Origin of the sequence: Hymenobacter profundi, assembly GCF_019334315.1 — a bacterium.
GTDB lineage: Bacteria > Bacteroidota > Bacteroidia > Cytophagales > Hymenobacteraceae > Hymenobacter > Hymenobacter profundi.
The window spans coordinates 1-21,637 of record NZ_JAHWGL010000023.1 but is presented as its reverse complement, the minus strand read 5'-3'; the positions used below and the strand labels follow the sequence as shown (position 1 = coordinate 21,637).

Here is a 21,637-nt window from a genome sequence, read left to right as displayed (position 1 = left end):
AGTTCAAGTGAAAGGGAGTGGGGAGAGGGAGGCGGGCTAGGCCGCGTCGGAGGAGGGGGTAGGCGAGTGAGAGCGGATAATCCGAATGGACTCCTCTACTTCCTCCCAGGTCAGGCGTAGCTGGTGCAGAAACTCCTGCCCGGCCAGCGTGAGCGTGTAGTACTTGCGGGGCGGCCCGCTCGTCGATTCCTTCCAGGTATAATCCAGAAGGGCGGCATTCTTGAGGCGGGTGAGCAGCGGGTAGAGGGTGCCCTCCACCACAATCATGCGGGCTTGCGTGAGCTCCTCCAACATGTCGGAGGCATACACCTCGCCGCGGGCAATGATTTCCAGGATGCAGAATTCCAGAATGCCCTTCCGCATCTGCACTTGGGTGTTCTCTACTTTCATGGGCTGAGGACAGATATCGGTGAAGAATGAGACAAAGGTAACAGAAGGTACTATGTAACACAAGGTACTGTGTAAATATATTTTTGGTTGTCATTTCAGAAGATTTTTTTGTTCGGAAATGAGAAGCTATACCCAGTGTATTAATTGCCAAACGCTCTGACTATCAGTTAAGAAAGCACAACACTATGCATCGGCCCGATTTGTGCTAAACGCCAGCTGGTCGTTTTTGTCGAAAGCGCATAAGAATGAAGTAACTTGCGTTTCGGTCGTGGTCACGGCTTGCCATTTTACCCTAGTAGGATACTATGATGCACTTCTCCCGTTTCGCTACTCTCGGGTTGTTATTGTCTGGGTTAGCCTTGGGGCAAACTGTTAAGGCTCAGAGCACAACGCCAAAATACAGCAACGAATTTCTGAATCTTGGCGTGGGTGGCCGGGCGCTGGGTATGGGCAATGTGCAGGTGGCTCTAGCCTCCGATGCCACCGCTGGCTACTGGAATCCGGCCGGCCTCACGCAGCAAAAAAATAAGTACGACGCCGTGCTCATGCACTCCGAGCTGTTCTCGGGCATCATCAAAAACGACTACGCAGCTTTCTCCATGCCCCTCGACGAGCAGAGCGCCATCGGCGCCAGCCTCGTGCGGCTGGGGGTAGACGATATTGCCGACACGCGCAATCTGGTGAACGAGTACGGCCAGATTGACTACGGCCGCATTACCTACTTCTCCATTGCCGATTACGCCATGCTGCTGTCCTACGCCCGCAAGATCGGGAGCGTGGAGGGCTTGTCGGTAGGGGCGAATGCCAAGATCATCTACCGCAATGTGGGCGATTATGCCAATGCTTGGGGCTTTGGTATCGACGCGGGCGTGCAGTACAATCACGCCGGCTGGCAACTGGGCCTGATGGCCCGCGACATTACCACTACCTACAACGCTTGGTCTATCAACGCGGATAAGTTTCGGCAGACGCTGGTACCCGGCGAGGCCATGCCCAAGGGCGGCCCTGAGGTAACGCTGCCCCGTTTCATCCTGGGCGCCGCCCGCCTGATTAAGCTGCCAGGTGAGTTCACGGCCCTACCCGCCCTAGACCTGGAAATGACCACAGATGGCCAGCGCAACACCCTGATTTCATCCAGCGCTGTGAGCATCGACCCGCGCGCGGGTATTGAAATTGGGTACAGCAACCTGGTGTACCTGCGCGGTGGGGTAGGAAATTTTCAGAAGATCAAGTCCTTCAAAAGTACCACGCAGGAAGACTGGCACGCCCAGCCTAGCCTGGGGGTAGGGGTGGCCCTCAGCGGCCTGCGCCTCGATCTGGCCCTCTCGCGCCTGGCCGTGGAAAACACGGGTGGCAGCGCTTCCCAGACCAACTCTGTTATCGTGTCGCTGGGCTACGGCTTCAAATAAACGCGACTTCGACTTTTAGCTACATGATAGATTATCTGGTTTCTATGAAACACGCATACGTTTGGAAGGTACGTGGGCTGTGGCAACGCTTGTTACTGGTGTTGGTGTTTCTGCTGGGCGCTCAGCAGCTGCTAGCCCAATCCGGGGCCTACGGCAACGAATGGATTGTGCCCGGACAGCAGTACTACAAGATACAAACCGTGCGCGACGGCCTTTACCGTCTCGACAATGCCTACCTCGCGCAAGCTGGCATTAATGGGGTAAATCCCAGTCAGTTTCAGCTGTGGCGGCGCGGTCAGCAAGTGGCTATCTACGTGGGCGGCAACGCCACCACGCAAGATGCCAGCACCTATATTGAGTTCTTTGGGCAGGGCAACGACGCCAAGCTAGACCGTGGTATGTATAAGCAGGCTCAAGACCAAGCTCAGCCTTATTACAGCCTTTATACCGATACGGCCGCCTATTTCCTGACATGGTCCAGCGCATCCCAGGCGAAGCGTATGGTCCAGCCGGCGGCCGCAGCTCCGGGTACGGCTGCGCCGTATTGGTTGCGCCCGGAGTTGCAGGTGCACGGATATAATTACGCCGACGTAGATGAAATAGCCTATCTGTTTCAACCATGGGCTGAGCCTGGAGAGGGATTTTTCTCTGGACAGATGAATACAAATGGTTATACTTTCCCGATAGGGACGGAGCAGCGTCAGAGTTTTGCAAATGGAGCGCGTTTAGAAACACAGCTGGTTGGCAGTTCTAAGGCGAATCATATTATTGAAGTAGCTGTTGAGCAGCCCTCTGGTACCCGGCGGCTGTTAGGTACCGAACGGTTTGATAACTATGCCAACCGTAAGGTATCCTACACCTTACAACCCGCCGATGTGCGGCCTGATGGTACTATTCGCGTACAGATTAAGCCTACAAATACGGCTGCAGGACAACGCGACTTTGTACGCATTGCCTATTTTAAAGTAACATATCCTCAAACAGCACGCTGGATTGCCAACCGGGCAAGCCGCTACTTCCAAAGCGACTCTACGCTAAATACGCCTGCTTACTACGTGCTTGATAGTATTCCCGCCAGTGTGTATGGCTATGACGTAACGGACCCATATGCTGTACAGCGTATCACGGGCACTGCTGCCACAGGAGCAAAGCGCGGTTTCTACTTTCCATCCGCTGGCGCTACCAACACTCGGCGCCTGCTTTTGGCTGATACAGAAAGACCTTTATTGCCTACACTGCCGGCTCGACGTGTCAATTTTCTGGCATTGCAGCCTACTATGGCAAATTATATTATCATCACTAGCCCTACGCAGATGTTGCCAGCGGGTGGCATTGCCAATCCTGCTCAAGCTTATGCTGATTACCGGGCATCGGCTGCTGGTGGTAAATATGATGTGTTGATGGTGACCAGCCAACAGCTCTACGACCAGTTCCACTACGGCGAGAAGTCGGCGCTGGCATTAAGGCAGTTTGCTCTGTGGATGCTTACAGATAAGAGTCGTGAGAAATATCTGTTGTTGCTGGGTAAGGGCTACCATGTAGGCGAAGGTATCAGCGGAAACTACCCACGCAATATACCTGGGTTGGAGCAGGTGCCTACTAGTACGCGGAGCGCCTCCGATATATTCTTTACTGCCGACTGGCCCAATAATAATTACACAGCAGGCATGGTTACCGGGCGCATTTCCGCCTCCACCTCACAGCAGACAGTTAATTATCTGAACAAGCTGAAAGAGCACGAAGCCTTGGGGTTAGAACCCTGGCGGAAAAATGCGCTCAACCTTTCGGGTGGAGAGAATGCAGCAAATTATATAGAGTTTAATCAATACATTGATAAGTATAAGAAGCTGATTGAAGCTCCTTGCTTTGGTGGGCAGGTAGTGAAAACCTACCGCCGTTCAGAGCTCGGTACTGTTGGCTCATTTCCAGTAGGTATCAATATTTCCAATGAGTTAAATAAGGGATTGTCGCTGATTACCTACTTCGGCCACGGCTCTCCTATGACCCTAGACTTAGATATAGGTAACGTCTACGATGCTACCAAAAATTACAACAATAAGGGGAAATACCCAGTGATGTTTGTGAATGGCTGCGCGGCGGGCAATACCTATGTGCCTTACGCCACGCTGTGCGAGAATTGGGTCTTTGCCCCCGATAAGGGCTTTGTAGGTTTCATGTGCGAATCGGGTTTTGGCTTCTCCAACGACTTGGACGAAAGCCAAACGCTGATGTATAAGCTGTTGCTAAACGACCCGGCCTGGTATGGTAAGCCCGTGGCGCGGGTGTGGAACGAGGTGGCGCGCCGCTTACAACCCATTGCGCAGTACAGCCTCTCTACGGCGTCCAACCTGATGTGCACCATCTGGCAGGGCGACCCAGCCCTACGGCTATTCTCACCCGCCAAGCCCGATCTGGTCATCACCAACGACAGTCTGCACATCCCCGCAGCAGCCAACGGGCAGCCCGTGCTAGCTTCGGCAGAGTCGTTTAAGCTCGTTATTAATGCGGGCAACCTAGGGAGTCTATGCGGTGCCGAGAAAGTGGACGTTTGCGTGACGCGCAAGTACCCCGCTACCTCTGGCCGCAAAGACGACGCGTATAGCTTCTCCTTCACCTCTACCCAGCGCGACAACACCTACACGGTAGACATTCCGAATACAGGCGATGTATTTGGCGAAAATACGTTTGTTGTAAAGCTCGATTGCAACACCCTGATAGATGAGCTGGATGAGACCAATAACGAAGCACAGCTGAAGTACAACTTCCTGCGCGGCGGCGTTACGGCCCTCACGCCTACAGAGTTTGCTGTTGTGCCCTCGGGAGCGGTGCGGCTGGTGGGGCAGAGCAATCTGCTGAGTGCCGAGCCACGGCTGTTTGATATGGAGTTGGATACGGTACCTACCTTCAACAGCCCCTTGGTACAGCGCAACAACACGGTTTCGGGGCGGCAGCTGGCCAGTTGGGCAGCTACTGTGCCTACCATTGCCGGGCGCGACAGTGTGGTGTGGTACTGGCGCCTGCGCCTGCAAACGCCACAGTCTGAAGAAAGTAATGCCTGGGCTACCAGCTCGTTCCGGGTGATTCCGGGTACTACGGGTGGTTGGTCGCAGAGCCATTACGGGCAATTTGAGCGCAACACGCAGCAGCGCGTAACCGTGGCGGCGCCCAATGGCCGTTGGAGCTTCGCGGAGGCCGATGGCGGTAGTGGGGTAGTAACTTCTACCCTCATCGGGCCGGCGCAGCAGTGGACCACTCTGTTTCATACCGTACGCACGCAGGAAAACGACAGCTACACATTGCGTCTGCTAGGCGTAGATGCTACAGGTGCTACCACCGTACTGAATCCTGATGTCACTAGCCGCGCCCACTCGCTGGCCGATGTATCTGCTGCGCGCTATCCCTACCTGCAACTGCAAGTGATACTGCGCGATACCCTTAACCACACTGCACCGCAGCTCAAACAGTTGTTGGTGACGTACCAGGGCGTGCCCGAAGGCGTGATACGCCCTGATTTGGCTGCCACGGATGCCTACACAGCCGCCACACTCACCAAGCAGGCTACCAGCGGCACGCTTAGCTTCCCGGTATACTTCCAGAATATTTCTACTACGGATTTTGGTACACCGCTGAAGGCGGAGGTTACTCTGCGGGATGCTGCCAACCGTACCAGCACTACGCTGGTAGAATACAAAGGAGGCGTACTGAAAGCCGGAGAAACTGCTAAGATTGACGTGACAGCCAACGTAGTGAACCTGGCTACCGGCGTCGTGACGGGCTCCGTGAACGTAAACCCCCGCCTGCTGCCCGAGCAGTACTACTTCAACAACCAGCTGGTACTGCCAAGCTTCAACGTGAACAATAGCAGCACGCCGCCTACCCTCGATGTGGCCTTTGATGGGCAGCACATCTTGAATGGTGACATCGTATCGCCCTCACCGGTGGTAACGGTGCAGCTGCAAAACAACAACCTGCTACGGCCGGTGAAGGAAGCTAGCAACTTCAGCCTGTTTCTGGTGAAGCCGGGTGAAAGCAATGCCACGGAAATTAATATGAACTCATCGGCGGTGGCCTTTCTGGCCGATTCGGCGAAGGGACTGGCGCGCATTGAGTACCGCCCCAGCACAGCGCTAGCCGATGGTAAATACACGCTCATCGCGCAAGGCCGCGACGCCTCCGGTAGCGCGGCAGGCAGCCAGGAATACCGCGTGACGTTCGAGGTTATCAACGAATCGACCATCACCAACGTGTATCCCTACCCTAACCCCATGACCAGCAAGGCCAAGTTTGTCTTCACGCTGACAGGGGCGCAGGTGCCGCGCAACATGAAGATTCAGATTCTGAGCTTAACGGGCAGGGTAGTGCGAGAAATCATGATGGCCGAGCTGGGCCCGTTGCGCATCGGCAACAACATCTCCGACTACTCCTGGGATGGCACCGATGAGTTCGGCGACCGGCTTGCCAACGGCACCTACCTCTACCGCGTGGTACTCGACGACCCCAACAAAGACTTCCAGCACCGCACCACCGCCGGCGACAAAGCCTTCAAGAAAGACTGGGGTAAAATCGTGCTGTTGCGGTAGCGAGTGACTGAATGAATAAAAGTAGCCTGTCATCCTGAGCTTGCGAAGGACCTTCTCACGGTAGAACGAGTCGTTAGTACGATAATCGTTCAACTGGCATAAGGTCCTTCGCTCCGCTCAGGATGACAGGCTACTTTTATTCATTCAGCCACTCCCTACCTCCTCCGCAACGTCACAAAGCTGTAGGGGAAGGCGTGCTTGAGGTCGGGCTCGTGCCGCTCGCGGGTTTCTTCCTGCCATTCGGTGCGGTTGAGGTCGGGGAAAAGGGCGTCGCCCTCCACGGTTTGGTGTACCTCCGTGAGGAAAATAGTGTCGGCGGTGGGTAGGGCTTGGCGGTAGATTTCAGCTCCGCCAATGATAAAAATATCCTCGTCGAAGGTCTGGGCTAACTCCACTGCGGCGGGTACGGAATTGGCCATTTCGCAGCCTGTGGGCTGCCAGTCGGTTTGCCGCGTCACCACGATGTTTTGCCGGTTGGGCAAGGGCTTGCCGATCGACTCAAACGTGCGACGGCCCATTACAATGGGGTGACCTGAAGTGAGTTGCTTGAAATGCTTGAGGTCGTTGGGCAGGTGCCAGGGTAAGGTATTTTCTTGGCCGATAACGCCGTTTTCGGCTACGGCTACGATGAGGGCTATCATGAGGTAAGGTGGTGAAGTGGTGAACAAAATACGCGTGTCATCCTAAGCTTGCGAAGGACCTTATGCTCGCAGAACGAGTCATTCTTACGCCTGCTGTTCTTTCGTGAGAAGATCCTTCGCAAGCTCAGGATGACAGAACTTCACGACTTCAACAGTTCACTGTTAAACCCACGCAGAAAGTCCTGTATGGGCATGCGTTTTTTACCCTCCAGTTGCACGTCAAGTAGGTCGAGCATGCCAGCCGTAGTGGCAATGCGCAGGTAGGTGCGGCCATCGGTGGCCCAGGAACCGGGTACGGCGGGTTGGGGCGTGATGGCCTCCTCGGGCGTCACCACGCGGGCGCGGAAGATTTTTAGCGTGCGTCCGTCGGGCAACTGCGTGAAAGCTGTGGGGAAGGGCGACAGGCCGCGAATGCGGTTCACCAACGCCAGCGCGGGCTGCTGGAAATCTAGTCGGCCGGTTTCCTTGCTGATTTTGGGAGCTGTGCGTAGGGTAGGGCTGTGTGATTGGGGCGTGGTGGGTACGTTGCCGGCTGCTACGGCCTGCACCGTACGTAGGGCCAGCGCCGCCCCAGCTACTTTCAGCTTTTCGTAGAGCGAGCCGAAGTCGTCCTCGGGCTTAATGTCGACCACATCCTGCAAAATCAGGTCGCCGGTGTCAATTTCGTGTTGCAGGAAAAAGGACGTGACGCCGGTTTGGGTTTCGCCCTCAATAAGTGCCCAGTTGATGGGCGCCGCGCCCCGGTACTGAGGTAGGAGCGAAGCATGAATGTTCAAAGAACCCAAACGAGGCATGGCCCACACGGCCTCGGGCAGCATCCGAAACGCTACGACCACCTGCAAATCGGCGGCGTAGCTGCGCAGCTCCTCCTGAAACGCCGGCGACTTCAGGTTGGTGGGTTGTAGCACCGGCACGCCGTGCGCCACCGCCGCTTGCTTCACGGCCGACTCCTGGAGCTGTCGGCCACGTCCGGCGGGTTTGTCGGGCGCCGTTATCACGGCTACCACTTCGCAGCCGGGCCAGGTAAGCAGTGTTTCTAATGTAGGCACCGCAAAATCGGGCGTGCCCATGAAAATAATTCGAAGCATACAGGGTAGGGGCGCGTTGCACGCACCCATCGTTGAACAAAAGGTTTGAAAGGGGCTATGATGCAGCGCGGACGACGGGCGCCTGCAAGGCGCCCCTACGATTCAGGATACAGCAAATACTTTTTGCGCAGTTGCTTGTACTGGCTTAGCCCCGGCTCCCACGATTTGCGAATTTCTGCCTCGGTTTTGCCAGCAATAATTTGCGGGCGCAGCTCCTTGGTGCCAGCCAGCCGCTCGAAGCCTTTGTTGAAAAACTGGTCTTTGGCGGTGCTTTGCTGGTAGAAATCAAGCAGGTAGCGAAGCGTGAAGCCTTCTACCTTCGCATCGTGCAGGTTCACACCGCGGCAGGTCTGACCTTTTTGCGGTGGATCGGTGGAGCCAGGGTTGGGGGTAGGCACAAACGTGAAGGGTCGCGAGGCGGGTTGTTTGGGACTACCCAAAATCTCGAATGGCGTGTTGGTGCCGCGGCCTACGCTCACATCGGTGCCCTCAAAAAGACACAGCGAGGGGTAGAGGGCTACGCTCTGCGCGGTGGGTAGGTTGGGGGAGGGACGCACCGGTAGCTCGTAGCGCGTGGCGTGGGTGTAGCCCGCCACCGGCACCACCGTAAGCTTGCACTGTACGCCGCCAGCCAGCCAATTCTCGCCATTCAGCATCTGGGCCAGCTCGCCTACCGTGAGGCCGTGCACGATGGGTAGCGGGTCGAGGCCGACGAAGGACTTGAGCGCCGGGTCCAGCACGGGGCCATCCACGTACCAGCCATTGGGGTTGGGGCGGTCCAGCACTACCACTTCCTTACCCTGCTCGGCGGCGGCTTCCATCACATAGTGCAGCGTGCTGATGAAGGTGTAGAAGCGCGTGCCCACGTCTTGGATGTCGAAAATCAACACATCCAAGTCTTGCAGCATCTCGGGGGTAGGCTTTTTGGTGGCGCCGTAGAGGCTGCGCACCGGCAGGCCGCTGCGGGCATCTTTGCCATCCTTGATGGTGGCACCGTCGGCCGCCTCTCCCCGGAAACCGTGCTCGGGCGCGAAAATCGTTTTCACGCCTACCCCCTGCGCCAGCAGCGTATCTACGAGGTAGGCCTGGCCCACGCGCGAAGTTTGATTGACCACCAAACCCACGCGTTTACCTTTCAGCTGGGGCAGGTAGCGGCTGAACTGCGCCGCGCCTACCTGCAACGCGGGAGCCACAGGGGCTGCGCTAGCAGGCGCCGGCGGGGTAGGCGGAGTGACCGTTGCGGGCGGGGCGGTGCGGCTGCAATCGGTGGCGAGTAGGGCGAGGCTCAGCAGGCCGGGAAGAAAGGAAACTGTCATGACAAGAAAAGGGGCTAGAAAACTGCCCGCAGACGCGTAGCTTTACGGCAGTGAACGTCTCGCAGTACATATCCCACAAGATTGATGGGGCCGACTCAGGTTCTTTTACCTCGTCGGTGACAAAAATAGCCATTATCAGCATTGCCATGGGCTTGGCGGTGATGATTGTGTCGTTTGCCATCCTGGAAGGCTTCCGCAACGAAATTCAGAATAAGATTTTCTCGTTCGGGGCGCACCTGCAAATCACCAAGTACGATACCAACAACTCCCTGGAGGTGGCGCCCATCAACGGGCAGCGGCTGACGCAGGAGCTGCGTACGTTTCCGCAGGTGAAAACTGTGCAGCCGTTTGCCATCAAAACGGCCATCATTAAAACCCGCGATGAGGTGCTGGGCGTGGTGCTCAAGGGCATCGACGAGCCGCAGGCCGGTAGCTCGCCTATGCGCCAGAACCTGGTGGCCGGCAAGTTCCTGACGTTTCCCGACACGGCTGCCAGCGACGACGTGCTGCTCTCGCGCAAGGTGGCCGACAAGCTGCGCCTGAAGGTAGGCGACGAGGCACTGTTTTACTTCATCCAGAACCCGCCCCGCATCCGGCGCTTCAAGGTCAGCGGTATCTACCAAACCGGCCTCGACGAGTTCGACGAGGTGTATGTTATTGGCGATATTCGGCAGATCCGCGACCTGCGCGCCTGGCCCGATTCGCTGGTGGGCGGTATGGAAGTGGTGCTGCGCGACTTCCAGCAGCTCAACCCGGTGGCCGACAATATGTACGAGCAGCTACCTTACGACCTAAAGCTCGACAAAATTACGGAGCAGTATCAGCAACTATTTGACTGGCTGAAGCTGCTCAACCGCAACGTGGTTATCTTCCTGGTACTCATTATTGTAGTGGCAACGTTCAATATGATTGCCACCATCTTCATCATGATTCTGGAGCGCACCAACATGATTGGGGTGCTGAAGGCCATTGGGGCCACCGACAACCAGATTCGGAGCATGTTTTTCTTCCGCGGCCTGAGCCTCACGGTGCGTGGCATGCTGTGGGGCAACGTGATTGGGCTGGGATTCTGCGCGGTGCAGTACTTTTTCCACGTCATCCCCCTCGACCCCGAGAACTACTATATGGACCGTGTGCCGATTCACTGGGACCTGTTTATCATTGTGGTGCTGAACGTGGCCACCTTCTTGGCCTCGCTGCTGGCCGTGCTGGTGCCTACCTACCTTATCTCGCGGATTCGGCCGGTTACAGCCATCAAATTTGATTAGTGTAAGTCTTTATTCTGACAAAAAGGGTCAGCCGCTGAATGCATTCAGCGGCTGACCCTTTTTGTCAGAATAAAGGCAAGGTGCCAGCTTTAAATGGGTTAGGGGTCCGTCATCAATCCAGGAACTCAATCGACTTCCCTACCCCCTCTCCAACCAAACTTACAGCCATTGGCTTTGCAAAACCAGGTTGGGATCGGGGCAAAGCGCAGCCCACTGGTCACGCTCTGCCGGCGCGGCCACGCCGGGAAAGTCTCCTTGGCGGCCTTGCATGTCGGCTATTACCTGAAAGTGCAGGTGTGGGGGCCAGTCGCCGTTTTCGGGCGGAGGGCCTACCTCGGCAAAGGTGGTGCCTTGCGCGATGGTCATGCCGGGGCGCAGCAGGGCCGTTTCGCGGCGAGTGAGGTGGCCGTAGAGGGTGTAGAAAACTGTGTCTTCGAGCTGGTGTTGCAGAATGATGGTAGGACCGTAGTCGCCAAAGTTGGCATTGTCGGCCAGGCTGTGCACTACGGCATCGAGCGGCGCCAATACGGGCGTACCGGCGCGCAGCCACACATCCACGCCTAGGTGCAGGGAGCGGGCCGGAGCGCTGTCGTCGGCGAAGAGGGTAGGGCTGCGGCGGTAAATCACGCGGTTTTCGAGGTAGCCGCCTACCCCAATATCAGCCTGTTGGGCAGCCAGCAGACGCGCTACTAGGTCCGAAAACGCATCCGTATCGCGTAGGTTGGTATCAGTTAAAAGTGGATTGGCAGCCGTGAAATCGAGGCGGGCCACATCGGGTGCGCTCAGGTCGACGGGGAGTACCGGCCCAAACTCGTGTTGGTGACGCTCCAACAGCTCGGCAAGGGGAGAAGGCATAGGGTAGGAAGTTGAATGTTGAAAGCAGGTAAGAAGAAAGAAGCTGAACTTAAAGGACGAATACAGTACCAGCGGTCCGCAAAGCACGTAAATACCAACAGAAGCTACGCCATCCGCCGGGGAATCCCGTACTTTGTGCCCCCCAAACGGTTGGCCCACGCCACCAGTGCTATATCGAATTCCCAGTTTCTAAGTTTACCAGCATGTCTTACCTCACGCTGAACGTCGTTGACCTCACCCAGGAAGCGCCCGACGCCGTTACCATCTACCTCGAAAGCCCCGACCGCCAGCCCATTGCCAGTCAGCCCGGCCAGTTCCTGACCCTGATTCTGCCCTGCGGCCCCGGCGGCAAGAAAGAGCGCCGGGCCTACTCGCTCAGCAGCACCCCCGGCGAGGCCCCGCGCCTAGCCGTCACGGTGAAGCGGGTGGCCGGTGGCCTGGTCAGCAACTACCTCCTAGACACGGTGCGGGTAGGGCAGCAAGTAGAGGCCATGGCGCCGCTGGGCAACTTCACCCTGCAACCCAACCCCGGCGTGACTCGCTCGCTGGTACTCGTTGGGGCCGGCAGTGGCATCACCCCGCTGATGAGCATCCTGAAAGCCGTGCTACGCGAAGAACCCCAGAGCCGGGTGCTGCTCGTGTACGGCAACCGCACCGAAGAATCGGTGATTTTCCGGCAGCAGCTGGCCCAGCTAGAGGCGCAGTCGGGTGGGCGCTTGCAGGTGGAGCACGTGTACAGTCAGCCGCACACGCCCGCCAGCGGGCAGCCGCACAAGTATATTGGTCGCCTCAACCGCACCATGCTGCTGCGTATTCTGGAGCAGCGCCACACCAGTGCCTCAGTGCAGTCGGCAGAGTATTACATGTGCGGCCCGGAGGGTATGATGACCGAAGCTCGCGCCGCTCTGGACCTACTGGGCGTACCGGCCGCGCAGATTCACCGCGAGAGTTTCGTGGCGGCTGCCGACTCGGCCGAAACCGCCGCTGCTCAGCCCAACGGCCACGGCGACGTATCGACGGCCGATGATGACGACGCCTCGGCTACCCGCAAAGTGACCGTGCAGTACGAAGGCAGCGAGTACCAGTTCGACGTAGCGCCCGACCAAACCATTCTGGAAGCGGCCCTCGACCTGGATATCGACCTGCCCTACTCTTGCCAGGCGGGCCTGTGCACCGCCTGCCGTGGTAAGTGCCTGAGCGGCAAGGTACACCTGGATGAGCGCGAAGGGCTATCAGACTCCGAAATGGAAAAAGGCTACGTGTTGGTGTGCGTGGCGCACCCGCTCACCAAGGATGTCGTCATCGAAATAGATTAGCAGTCGAGCTAGCATTTGCCTACCTTCCACTATGGATACAACCACGTGGCTGACCGTTGCCCAGCGCTTGCAGGCGCTGGCGCAAACGGGTCTGGAATATTCAAAAGGTAGCCCTTTCGACTTAGAGCGGTACGCCGAAATCAGGGCGCTGAGCGTGCAGATGGTGGCCGGGCTGACGGAAGAACCATTGGAAAAAGTAACCGCCTTTTTCACCTCCGAAACCGGCTACCAAACCCCCAAGGTAGACGTGCGAACAGTCGTATTCCGGGGTGCCGACGAGGTGCTGATGGTGCAGGAAAAAATGGACCACAACCGCTGGACCCTACCCGGCGGCTGGGCTGACGTGGGCCTGACGCCCTTCGAAGTAGCCGAAAAAGAAGCCGAAGAGGAAACCGGCCTGCACGTGCGCGCCGTGCGCCTGTTGGCTTTGTTCGACAAGAAGCAGCACCCACACCCGCCGCAACCCTGGTACGTTTACAAATGTTGTATTTTGTGTGAGGTGGTAGGCGGCGAGCTGGGCAACGATAACGTGGAAACCATAGGGGCCCGTTGGGTACGCGAAGCTGAGCTGGACAACCTTGACCTATCCACCGACCGTATTACCAGGTCGCAGCTGGCTACGCTGTTTGAGTTTGCCCGCCAACCCGATAAGCCCACGCTCTGCGACTAAACCTACAGCCCCTGCCCGCGGTTACGTAGTATTGGCCTCACACAACCTTGCCAGGCCGCTTCCCTCCCTAAAAACGATAGATGCCGAATTATATGAATCTTGCTCCCGCGTCGGCTACTGAGCTGGCTACTGATATGCAGCGTCCTGCGCGTCGCTACTTGCCCGAGTCGTTTGTGGTAACCGATTGGGCCTCTTTGCAGGCCTATTTTGAAGAGCTGCGTGACCGAACCATCGACTCGGCAGGCGAGCTGGAAAATTGGTTGCTCGACCGCTCGGAGCTGGAATCGGTGCTGAGTGAGGACTTGGCGTGGCGCTACATCCGCATGACATCGGACACGCAGAGCCAGGAGCGGGCCGAGGCGTTTCAGTTTTTCGTGAATGAGGTGGAGCCGCAGGCCGCGCCCTACGACCACGCCCTCAACGAAAAGCTCATGTCCTCGCCCTACCTGCCGGAGCTGGACCAAGACCGCTACCGCGTATTCATCCGCTCGGTGCGGCAGGCGCTGGATATTTACCGCGCCGAGAACATTCCGCTGAAAACCGAAATCAGCACCAAGCAGCAGCAGTACGCGGCCACGGTAGGGGCCATGACGGTCACGCTGGACGGCAAGGAAGTGACCCTACCCCGCGCCGCCGATAATCTCAAAAACACCGACCGTTCGGTGCGCGAAACCGCCTACCGCGCCATTCAAGAGCGACGCTTGCAGGATGCCCAGGCCCTCGACCAACTCTTCACGGAGCTGGTGACCCTGCGCGACCAGATGGCCCGCAACGCCGGTTTTGCCAACTTCCGCGACTACATGTTTGCCGCGCTGGGTCGCTTCGACTACACCGCTGAGGACTGCTTCGACTTCCACCGCGCCATCCGCGAAACCGTGGTGCCCTTCATCGACGACCTCGACCTGGAGCGCCGTCAGGACCTGGGACTAGCCGAGCTGCGTCCCTGGGACTTGGACGTGGATACTTCCGGCAAAGCGCCGCTGCGGCCGTTTGAAACGGGCGAAGAACTGCTGGAAAAAACCATCACCGTGTTCCAGCGCCTCGACCCTTTCCTGGGTGAGTGTCTGCGCACCATGCGCCAGATGGGCCACCTCGATTTGGAGTCGCGCAAGGGCAAGGCGCCGGGCGGCTATAACTACCCGCTGGACGAAACCGGCGTGCCGTTCATCTTTATGAATGCCACCGCGTCCCTACGCGATGTGGTGACGCTCTTGCACGAGGGCGGCCACGCCGTGCACTCCTTCCTCACACGCCGCCTACCCCTCTCCGCCGACAAGCACCCGCCATCCGAAGTGGCCGAGTTGGCTTCCATGAGCATGGAGCTGATGAGCATGGACTATTGGGACGAGTTTTTCCCGAACCCCGACGAGCTACGGCGCGCCAAGCGTACCCACCTCGAAGGCGTGCTGGAAACCTTCCCCTGGGTAGCTACCATCGACAAGTTTCAGCACTGGGTGTACGAGCACCCCCAGCACACCGTGGCCGAGCGGCACCAGCGCTGGACGGAGATATTCGATGAGTTCAACCAGCGCACCGTGAGCTGGAAGGGCCTGGATGACTACAAGCCCTACCTCTGGCAGAAGCAGCTGCACCTCTACGAAGTGCCGTTCTACTACATTGAGTACGCCATGGCCCAGCTGGGCGCCATTGCCGTGTGGCGCAACTACCGCCAGGACGCGCAGCAAGGCCTGGATGCGTACAAGCGCGCTCTGGCGCTCGGCTACACCGCGCCCATTGGAGAAATCTACGAGGCTGCCGGTATTCGTTTCGATTTCAGCACAGAGTATCTGCGTAGTCTGGCTGACTTCGTGCGCGAGGAAATGGCGAAGCTGTAACCACTTACAAACTGCTGTTTGTTCCAACGCCCACCTGCGAAAGGTGGGCGTTGCGTGTTTTTAGGCGACTTGCTGGCTACTCTGCAAACCGGCGCAGCATCTGGCAGGTATTCCTGGGTAGATAAAGAGGTAGAAGGTAATAGTCGTGGAAGCCTTCGCCAAGCAACTGATAAACAACTGAAGAGTAACCCACGCCAACCGAAGCAGGTATAGCTAGTCAACTCTCACCTGTTCTCCTCCTGTATGCTGCCCCTACCTCACTCCACCAAATACCGTTTCCTGCTGGCTGGCCTGGGCCTGCTTCTACTTCTGCATTTCACTGGTTGTGGCATCTCCGAACAGGTGCAGCAAGCCAAAGCATTCGAGAATGCCCAGATTCGCCTGGCATCGGTGCAGCAAGCCACCGTGGCCGGCATCGACATCATGCAGATCCGGCAGCTCAGTGACCTGAGCACTGTGGACAAGGCCCGTCTGGCCGCTGCCTATGCCGCCGGCAACCTGCCCCTGCGCATGCTAGTGAATCTGGAAATCCGCAATCCGAATGCTGAGATGGCTGCCCTGAATGAGCTGGATTACATTGCCCTCATCGACGGTAAGCAGGTAGCCAAAGGCCGCTCTACGCAGCGGATTGAGGTAGCGCCCAACGGTGGCACTACCCTGGCACCCATCACGGTGGAAAGTAATTTGCGCGAGGCCCTGAGGGAGGAGTCGGGTGAAGCTCTGGCCGACCTAGTGCTGGGCTTTGCAGACCGCGACCGTCAGCCCGTACGTCTGACCATGCGCGTGCGCCCTACTTTCGTTACCAATAATGGCCGCCGTATTACACCTGCAGGCTACATCAATCTGAGTAAGGAATTTACTGCTAGTCAATTGATTGACGCCATAGAGAAGCGTGATTCGTTAAACACACGCCCGTAGCCGTAGCACTCTTGTAGGCTACGCTGCACTACCTAGCCGGCTCGATCTTTCGGGCCGGCTTTTGTATGTATTGGATACTTGTTTATTTAAATAAAATCTAAATAAGGCTTGCATCTGAAATTTTGAAGCATACTTTTGCATCACTGTTTAGAATATTTCTAAACAGTGGTTTGGTGACCATCGGGGCTATTCGGCGGAATAGTCCCGAGAATCCAACCCGCATTCGCAATTGCTTCTTTCTTTATGCCCTGCGCTCGTCTTTGTCTGCTTTTGCTGATTACCCCACTGGCCACGTTGGCCCAGCGGCCGGTAGCACCAGCAGACACGGCCCGGCTCCGGGGGCGCACCTTGGATGAGGTAGTGGTGACAGCCACCCGCACCGAAAAGTCCCTGACCGAAGTGCCGATTCCGGTGACAGTGGTAGGCAAGGCCCAGATTCAGGCTATGGGCTCGTTGCGCCTCAACGATGTGCTGGGCGAGCAAACCGGCCTAACCCTAGTGGCCGACCACGGCCGGGGCGTGCAGCTACAAGGCCTGAACCCCGAGTACACGCTGATTCTGGTAGACGGTGAGCCGTTGATTGGTCGCACGGCCGGCACGCTGGAGTTGTCGCGGCTGGCGGTGGGCAACATCGAGCGGATAGAGGTAGTGAAAGGGCCGGCCTCGGCGCTGTGGGGCTCGGAGGCACTGGCGGGTGTGGTCAACATCATCACCCAAAAGCCCCAGCCCGGCACCCGCGGCGACGTGCGCCTACGCTACGGCTCCAACCAGACCGCCGATTTGAGCGGTACGTTCAATACCAAAGGCGAGCGGCTGGGCCTTACGGTTTTCGGCAACCGCTACAGCTCCCAAGGCTATACCCTGCAACCCGCAAGCGGCACGGCCACGGTGCCGCCCTTTGCCAGCTACACAGGCCAGTCGCGCCTCACCTACAAGGTAGGGGAGCGCACGAACCTGAGTGTATCGGGAAGGTATTTTCTTGAAAATCAGCGAAGCACCATGCCCGTGACGGGCGAAGACGGTGCTACGGCCGACGTGCGTAGTGCGGGCCGGCAAACGGATTACAGCGTGAATCCGGTGCTGACCCACACATTCTCCGACAAGCTCTTTGGCACGGCGCGCTTCTACTACGCCGGCTACCGAACCCGCGAAGACTACACCTACACGGCCACCGGCGCGCCCTACGACGCCAGCTATTTCCACCAGACCTTCACCCGTCCCGAGGTGCAGCTCGACTGGCAACTGCACCCGCGCCACCTGCTTACGGTAGGCGGCGGCTTTCTCACAGAAACCGTGGAAGCCACCCGCTACGACCAGCGCCAACGGATGCGCTCGGGCTACGGCTACGTGCAGGACGACTGGTCGCCGGTGCCGGGCCTGAACCTGGTGGCCGGTGCCCGCTACGATGGGCACAGCCAATACCAGGGGCAGCTCAGCCCCAAGCTTTCGGGACGCTACCAGGTGCGGCCGTGGCTGGCGGTACGCGGCTCGGCGGGTAGGGGCTTTCGGGCGCCGGATTTTCGGCAGCTCTACCTCAACTTTTCCAATCCGGTGGTAGGGTATAGCGTGTTTGGCACGCACCAGGTAGGGGAGAGGGTGGCGCAGCTGGCGCAGCAAAACCAGATTGCCCGCGACGCGGCTACGGGCGAACTGCTCATCAACCAAACGCTGCTCGACCAAGCCAGCGGCCTTACGGCCGAAAGCTCCCGCGCATACAATGTGGGCGTGCAGCTCACGCCGGGCAAGAAGCTGAACCTAACGGTGAACTTCTTTCACAACGACCTTGAAAACCTGATTGAAACGGCGGCCGTGGCGCAAAAAAACAACGGACAATCGGTGTTTTCTTACCGCAACGTGAGCCGGGCCTATACCCACGGCGCGGAGGCGGAAGCCAGCTACCCACTGCTGCCCGGCCTCACGCTGAGCGGTGGTTATCAGTACCTGATTGCCAAGGACAAAGACGTAGTAGAACGCCTGAAAGCCGGCGAAGTCTACCGCCGCGACCCGACTACCCTCGCCACCGAGCGAGTGCCTGTGGGCGACTACGGCGGCCTGTATAACCGCTCGCGCCACTCCGGCAACGTGAAGCTGTTTTATCAGGACATGCGGCGCGGCTACTCGGCCAGCTTGCGCGGCATCTACCGGGGGCGCTACGGCTTGCAGGACCGCAACGGCAACCAACTACTGGACGCCGCCAACGAGTATGTGACCGGCTATTGGGTCTGGAACGTGGCTGCCAGCAAAACCCTGCGCCAGCGCTACACCGTGCAGGCCGGCCTCGACAACGTCCTCAACTTCACCGATCCGGCCAACATCAGTACGCTGCCGGGCCGCCAGTACTATGCCAGCCTGGTGGTGGCCATTGGGGCGAAGTAGCGGCATCTCAACGATTTCTCTTTCCTAATCACTATACCCTGCTTTCTGATGAATGCTCTATTCTCCCGTTTTGCCCTGTTGACCCTGACCACGGCTACCCTGAGCCTGGCCGCCTGCTCCGACGACTCAGACGATACCAATGCCGTGGCGCCTGCGCTGGAAGTGAAAACCGCCAGCAACTTAATGCCTGCCGCTGGTGGTACTACCAGCACCGGCCAGCCCGCCACGCCCAAGCACTATGCCTTCTACAGTCTGGCTACTGGCAAAGAAGTGTCCTACACCGACTCGGCTTCCACGAAGTGGGACATTGCCGTGCGCAGTACCACTATTCTGGTAAACGGTGGCACCAGTGGCCCCGGCAAGGGTAGCGCTCAGGTGGTGAATGGGCTGTTTACGGAACTCTCTGAAGCGCCCGCCACGGGGTACAAGCAGGATACCAACACCGGCAAGGCCATTCCGACGGGCTCGGGCAATGGCTGGTACAGCTACAACCCTACCACGCACCTTATTACGCCCATTGCTGGCAAAGTCATCATGCTGCAAACTGCCGATGGCAAATATGCCAAGATGGAAGTGGTAAGCTACTACAAAGACGCGCCCGCCACGCCTACCGCTGCCAGCCCCAGCGGCTGCTATACCTTCCGCCATATGTACCAGCCCGACGGCTCGCGCAACCTGAAATAAAGTCCGGTCTAGGTGGGTAGGCGCGGCGATATGGAGCGCTAACCCTACCTGCCTGGTGCCGGCACAACTCAATCATCAACCAATCAGCCCTACCCTTTATGCCCAAGCAAATCTTGAAGCTGCTCCTCTTACTGCTGCTGCTGGCCGCTACCAAACCGGGGCAGGCCGCCGCGCCCGCCCGTATCGTGTCGCTGAGCGGCACCATCAGCGAAATGGTGTGCGACCTGGGCCACCAAGCCGATTTGGTGGGCGTGGACGTGACCAGCACCTACCCCGCCACGCTGGCTACATTGCCCAAGGTAGGGCACACGCGCAGCATCTCGGCCGAAGGTGTGCTGGCCTTGCGCCCTACCCTGGTACTGGGTACTACGGAGTCGATAAAGCCGGAAGTAGCCGCGCAATTGCGCTCGGCGGGGGTGTCGGTGCAGCTATTCAAGCAGGAGTATTCGGTGGCCGGCACGAAGAAGCTGGTGCAAGAGGTCGCCTCTCTATTAGGCGCCACGGCCCAAGTGCCGGCTCTCACCAAAAAGCTCGACGCCGACCTCACGAAGGTGCAAAAGCCCACGAAAGCGCCCAAAGTGCTGTTTGTGTACGCCCGCGGTACAGGCACCATGATGGTGGCCGGGCAGGGCACCTCGGTGGAAAAGGTGATTCAGCTGGCCGGTGGGCAAAATGCGGCCGTTGGCTTCTCTGACTTCAAGCCCCTCACTGCCGAAGCCCTGGTGGCCGCCAATCCCGACTACCTGCTGCTGTTCGATAGTGGCCTGGAGAGCCTGGGCGGCAAAGCGGGTCTGCTGCAAGTGCCCGGCGTGGCCCAAACCACCGCCGGCCGCACCGGCCACATCATCGAGATGGACGGCCAATTGCTCACGGGCTTCGGGCCGCGCCTGGGCCAGGCTGCCGCCGAACTGGCTCGTTTGACGAAATAGATGCCATTGTTCTGGTGTGGGCCTCACCCCCCGGCTCCTCTCCGAAGAGGGGGCCGGGGTGAGGCCCACACCAGAACAACTCCACTTACTGCCCTTTCCTATGCCTACCCGCACTGCTCCGTCTGTATCTACCGTGCCTACCCGCACCAGCACGGCTACCCGCCGCCGATTGATGCTGCTAGCCGCGGCGGTGCTACTGGTAGCGGCTGTGGTAATAAGTGTAGGAGCCGGAGCCATGCGCATTGCCCCAACGGCGCTGCTCGGTATCTTCCTGGCGAAGCTGGGCATGTCGACAACGCTTGGTTTTGAGCCGCAACAAGAGGCTGTGCTGTGGGCTATCCGGCTGCCGCGGGCTTGTTTGGGTGTGCTGGTAGGCGCTAGCCTGGGATTGGCAGGAGCGGCTATGCAAGGCCTGTTCCGCAACCCCCTGGCCGATCCGGGGCTAATTGGCGTGTCGGCGGGGGCGTCGTTGGCAGCGGTGGCTACCATTGTGCTGCAAGCCACACTGTTTCAGACAGCAGGCGAGTGGCTGGGGCTGTATCTGCTGCCGGTAGCGGCGTTTGTGGGCGCGTGTGGCACCACGCTGGTTGTATATCAGCTCTCGAAGGAAGGGGGTAGGGCCGTGGTCAGCACTATGCTGCTGGCGGGCATTGCCATCAACGCGTTGGCGGGCGCCCTCACCGGCCTGCTCACCTATGTGGCCACCGATGCTCAACTGCGCAGCATCACGTTTTGGGGGCTGGGTAGCCTGGGTGGCGCCTCGTGGCCGATTATCCTGAGTATCCTACCTTTTCTGGTGGTGCCGTTGCTGTGGCTGCCCCGCTTAGGCAAACAGCTGAACCTGCTGGCATTGGGCGAAGGCCCGGCCGCCCACTTGGGCCTGCCAGTAGCTTCGCTCAAGCGTCAGCTCATCGTGCTCAGCACCCTGGCCGTGGGTACGTCGGTGGCGGTGGCGGGTGCCATTGGTTTTCTGGGACTGGTGGTGCCGCACTTGGTCCGCTTGGTGGCCGGCCCCGATCACCGGGGTGTGCTGCTGGGCTCGGCGCTGGGCGGCGCGGCGGTACTCACGCTGGCCGATACGCTGGCGCGCACCGTAGCGGCTCCCACCGAGCTGCCCATCGGTATCCTAACGGCCCTGCTCGGCACGCCGGCTTTCATTGTGATTCTGCTTCGCGAAAAGCGCCGGCTGTTTTAGCATTGGTTGTTGCACGATGTAGAGACGCCTACTTGCGTCTCGTCGTTGAACGATTTCGGCCATGCGGCGCGGACGACGAGACGCAAATATGCGTCTCTACATCGTGCACTAGTTAGTAAAAATAACGTCCTGTTACTGATTGGTAATCATTATAATATACAAGTGTT

Annotated in this window: 16 protein-coding genes; 11 read left to right on the top strand and 5 right to left on the bottom strand. The window is 58.5% G+C overall.

What is annotated here, in order from left to right:
* Positions 1-36: 36 nt before the first annotated feature.
* Complete coding sequence (locus KYK14_RS08135; RefSeq protein WP_185280578.1) at positions 37-390, bottom strand: PadR family transcriptional regulator; 354 nt, start codon at positions 388-390, stop codon at positions 37-39.
* A gap of 305 nt (positions 391-695) precedes the next feature.
* Between KYK14_RS08135 and KYK14_RS08130 the strand changes: the two genes are divergently transcribed.
* Positions 696-1,799: a putative type IX sorting system protein PorV2 gene (locus tag KYK14_RS08130; protein WP_208307088.1), complete on the top strand. Its 1,104-nt coding sequence runs from the start codon at positions 696-698 to the stop codon at positions 1,797-1,799.
* A 44-nt stretch (positions 1,800-1,843) separates the two neighbouring features.
* Complete coding sequence (porU2, locus tag KYK14_RS08125) at positions 1,844-6,379, top strand: putative type IX secretion system sortase PorU2 (protein WP_219158376.1); 4,536 nt, start codon at positions 1,844-1,846, stop codon at positions 6,377-6,379.
* Positions 6,380-6,534: 155 nt separating this feature from the next.
* On the opposite strand, the gene KYK14_RS08120 is transcribed toward porU2, so the two are convergent.
* The 3 genes from KYK14_RS08120 to KYK14_RS08110 all read right to left on the bottom strand — a co-directional run bounded on the left by KYK14_RS08120 (position 6,535) and on the right by KYK14_RS08110 (position 9,424).
* Entirely contained in the window at positions 6,535-7,020 is a 486-nt protein-coding gene (locus KYK14_RS08120) for a dihydrofolate reductase (protein ID WP_219158374.1), read from the bottom strand.
* A gap of 140 nt (positions 7,021-7,160) precedes the next feature.
* On the bottom strand, positions 7,161-8,108 hold the full coding sequence (gene fmt, locus KYK14_RS08115; protein ID WP_219158371.1) for a methionyl-tRNA formyltransferase: 948 nt from the start codon (positions 8,106-8,108) through the stop codon (positions 7,161-7,163).
* A 95-nt stretch (positions 8,109-8,203) separates the two neighbouring features.
* Positions 8,204-9,424, bottom strand: coding sequence for an exo-beta-N-acetylmuramidase NamZ family protein (locus KYK14_RS08110; RefSeq protein ID WP_219158369.1), 1,221 nt, complete (start codon positions 9,422-9,424; stop codon positions 8,204-8,206).
* 50 nt (positions 9,425-9,474) lie between these two features.
* Between KYK14_RS08110 and KYK14_RS22435 the strand changes: the two genes are divergently transcribed.
* Positions 9,475-10,692: an ABC transporter permease gene (locus KYK14_RS22435; protein ID WP_185280572.1), complete on the top strand. Its 1,218-nt coding sequence runs from the start codon at positions 9,475-9,477 to the stop codon at positions 10,690-10,692.
* 159 nt (positions 10,693-10,851) lie between these two features.
* Here KYK14_RS22435 and KYK14_RS08100 read toward each other — a convergent pair whose 3' ends face one another.
* Entirely contained in the window at positions 10,852-11,547 is a 696-nt protein-coding gene (locus tag KYK14_RS08100; protein WP_219158367.1) for a peptidoglycan DD-metalloendopeptidase family protein, read from the bottom strand.
* 203 nt (positions 11,548-11,750) lie between these two features.
* Between KYK14_RS08100 and KYK14_RS08095 the strand changes: the two genes are divergently transcribed.
* From KYK14_RS08095 to KYK14_RS08060, 8 genes are all read left to right on the top strand, one after another.
* Positions 11,751-12,863 carry a ferredoxin--NADP reductase gene (locus KYK14_RS08095; protein WP_219158365.1) on the top strand — a complete coding sequence of 371 codons (1,113 nt, stop codon included), beginning with the start codon at positions 11,751-11,753 and terminating at the stop codon, positions 12,861-12,863.
* 31 nt (positions 12,864-12,894) lie between these two features.
* Positions 12,895-13,533, top strand: coding sequence for an NUDIX hydrolase (locus KYK14_RS08090; protein ID WP_219158363.1), 639 nt, complete (start codon positions 12,895-12,897; stop codon positions 13,531-13,533).
* A gap of 92 nt (positions 13,534-13,625) precedes the next feature.
* A complete protein-coding gene (locus KYK14_RS08085; protein WP_219158361.1) occupies positions 13,626-15,368 on the top strand; it encodes a M3 family oligoendopeptidase in 1,743 nt (580 codons plus the stop codon).
* Between the two features lie 243 nt (positions 15,369-15,611).
* On the top strand, positions 15,612-16,286 hold the full coding sequence (locus KYK14_RS08080) for an LEA type 2 family protein (RefSeq protein WP_219158359.1): 675 nt from the start codon (positions 15,612-15,614) through the stop codon (positions 16,284-16,286).
* A gap of 243 nt (positions 16,287-16,529) precedes the next feature.
* A complete protein-coding gene (locus KYK14_RS08075) occupies positions 16,530-18,662 on the top strand; it encodes a TonB-dependent receptor plug domain-containing protein (RefSeq protein ID WP_219158357.1) in 2,133 nt (710 codons plus the stop codon).
* A gap of 48 nt (positions 18,663-18,710) precedes the next feature.
* On the top strand, positions 18,711-19,346 hold the full coding sequence (locus tag KYK14_RS08070; protein ID WP_219158355.1) for an HmuY family protein: 636 nt from the start codon (positions 18,711-18,713) through the stop codon (positions 19,344-19,346).
* Positions 19,347-19,444: 98 nt separating this feature from the next.
* Complete coding sequence (locus KYK14_RS08065) at positions 19,445-20,275, top strand: heme/hemin ABC transporter substrate-binding protein (RefSeq protein ID WP_219158353.1); 831 nt, start codon at positions 19,445-19,447, stop codon at positions 20,273-20,275.
* Positions 20,276-20,375: 100 nt separating this feature from the next.
* A complete protein-coding gene (locus KYK14_RS08060) occupies positions 20,376-21,470 on the top strand; it encodes a FecCD family ABC transporter permease (protein WP_219158352.1) in 1,095 nt (364 codons plus the stop codon).
* Positions 21,471-21,637 lie beyond the last annotated feature (167 nt).

Bases quoted from the DNA above. Each gene is read 5' to 3' on its own strand.
- KYK14_RS08135 (WP_185280578.1), bottom strand. From the start codon at position 390: ATGAAAGTAGAGAACACCCAAGTGCAGATGCGGAAGGGCATTCTGGAA.
- KYK14_RS08130 (WP_208307088.1), top strand. From the start codon at position 696: ATGATGCACTTCTCCCGTTTCGCTACTCTCGGGTTGTTATTGTCTGGG.
- porU2 (WP_219158376.1), top strand. From the start codon at position 1,844: ATGAAACACGCATACGTTTGGAAGGTACGTGGGCTGTGGCAACGCTTG.
- KYK14_RS08120 (WP_219158374.1), bottom strand. From the start codon at position 7,020: ATGATAGCCCTCATCGTAGCCGTAGCCGAAAACGGCGTTATCGGCCAA.
- fmt (WP_219158371.1), bottom strand. From the start codon at position 8,108: ATGCTTCGAATTATTTTCATGGGCACGCCCGATTTTGCGGTGCCTACA.
- KYK14_RS08110 (WP_219158369.1), bottom strand. From the start codon at position 9,424: ATGACAGTTTCCTTTCTTCCCGGCCTGCTGAGCCTCGCCCTACTCGCC.
- KYK14_RS08100 (WP_219158367.1), bottom strand. From the start codon at position 11,547: ATGCCTTCTCCCCTTGCCGAGCTGTTGGAGCGTCACCAACACGAGTTT.
- KYK14_RS08095 (WP_219158365.1), top strand. From the start codon at position 11,751: ATGTCTTACCTCACGCTGAACGTCGTTGACCTCACCCAGGAAGCGCCC.
- KYK14_RS08090 (WP_219158363.1), top strand. From the start codon at position 12,895: ATGGATACAACCACGTGGCTGACCGTTGCCCAGCGCTTGCAGGCGCTG.
- KYK14_RS08085 (WP_219158361.1), top strand. From the start codon at position 13,626: ATGAATCTTGCTCCCGCGTCGGCTACTGAGCTGGCTACTGATATGCAG.
- KYK14_RS08080 (WP_219158359.1), top strand. From the start codon at position 15,612: ATGCTGCCCCTACCTCACTCCACCAAATACCGTTTCCTGCTGGCTGGC.
- KYK14_RS08075 (WP_219158357.1), top strand. From the start codon at position 16,530: ATGCCCTGCGCTCGTCTTTGTCTGCTTTTGCTGATTACCCCACTGGCC.
- KYK14_RS08070 (WP_219158355.1), top strand. From the start codon at position 18,711: ATGAATGCTCTATTCTCCCGTTTTGCCCTGTTGACCCTGACCACGGCT.
- KYK14_RS08065 (WP_219158353.1), top strand. From the start codon at position 19,445: ATGCCCAAGCAAATCTTGAAGCTGCTCCTCTTACTGCTGCTGCTGGCC.
- KYK14_RS08060 (WP_219158352.1), top strand. From the start codon at position 20,376: ATGCCTACCCGCACTGCTCCGTCTGTATCTACCGTGCCTACCCGCACC.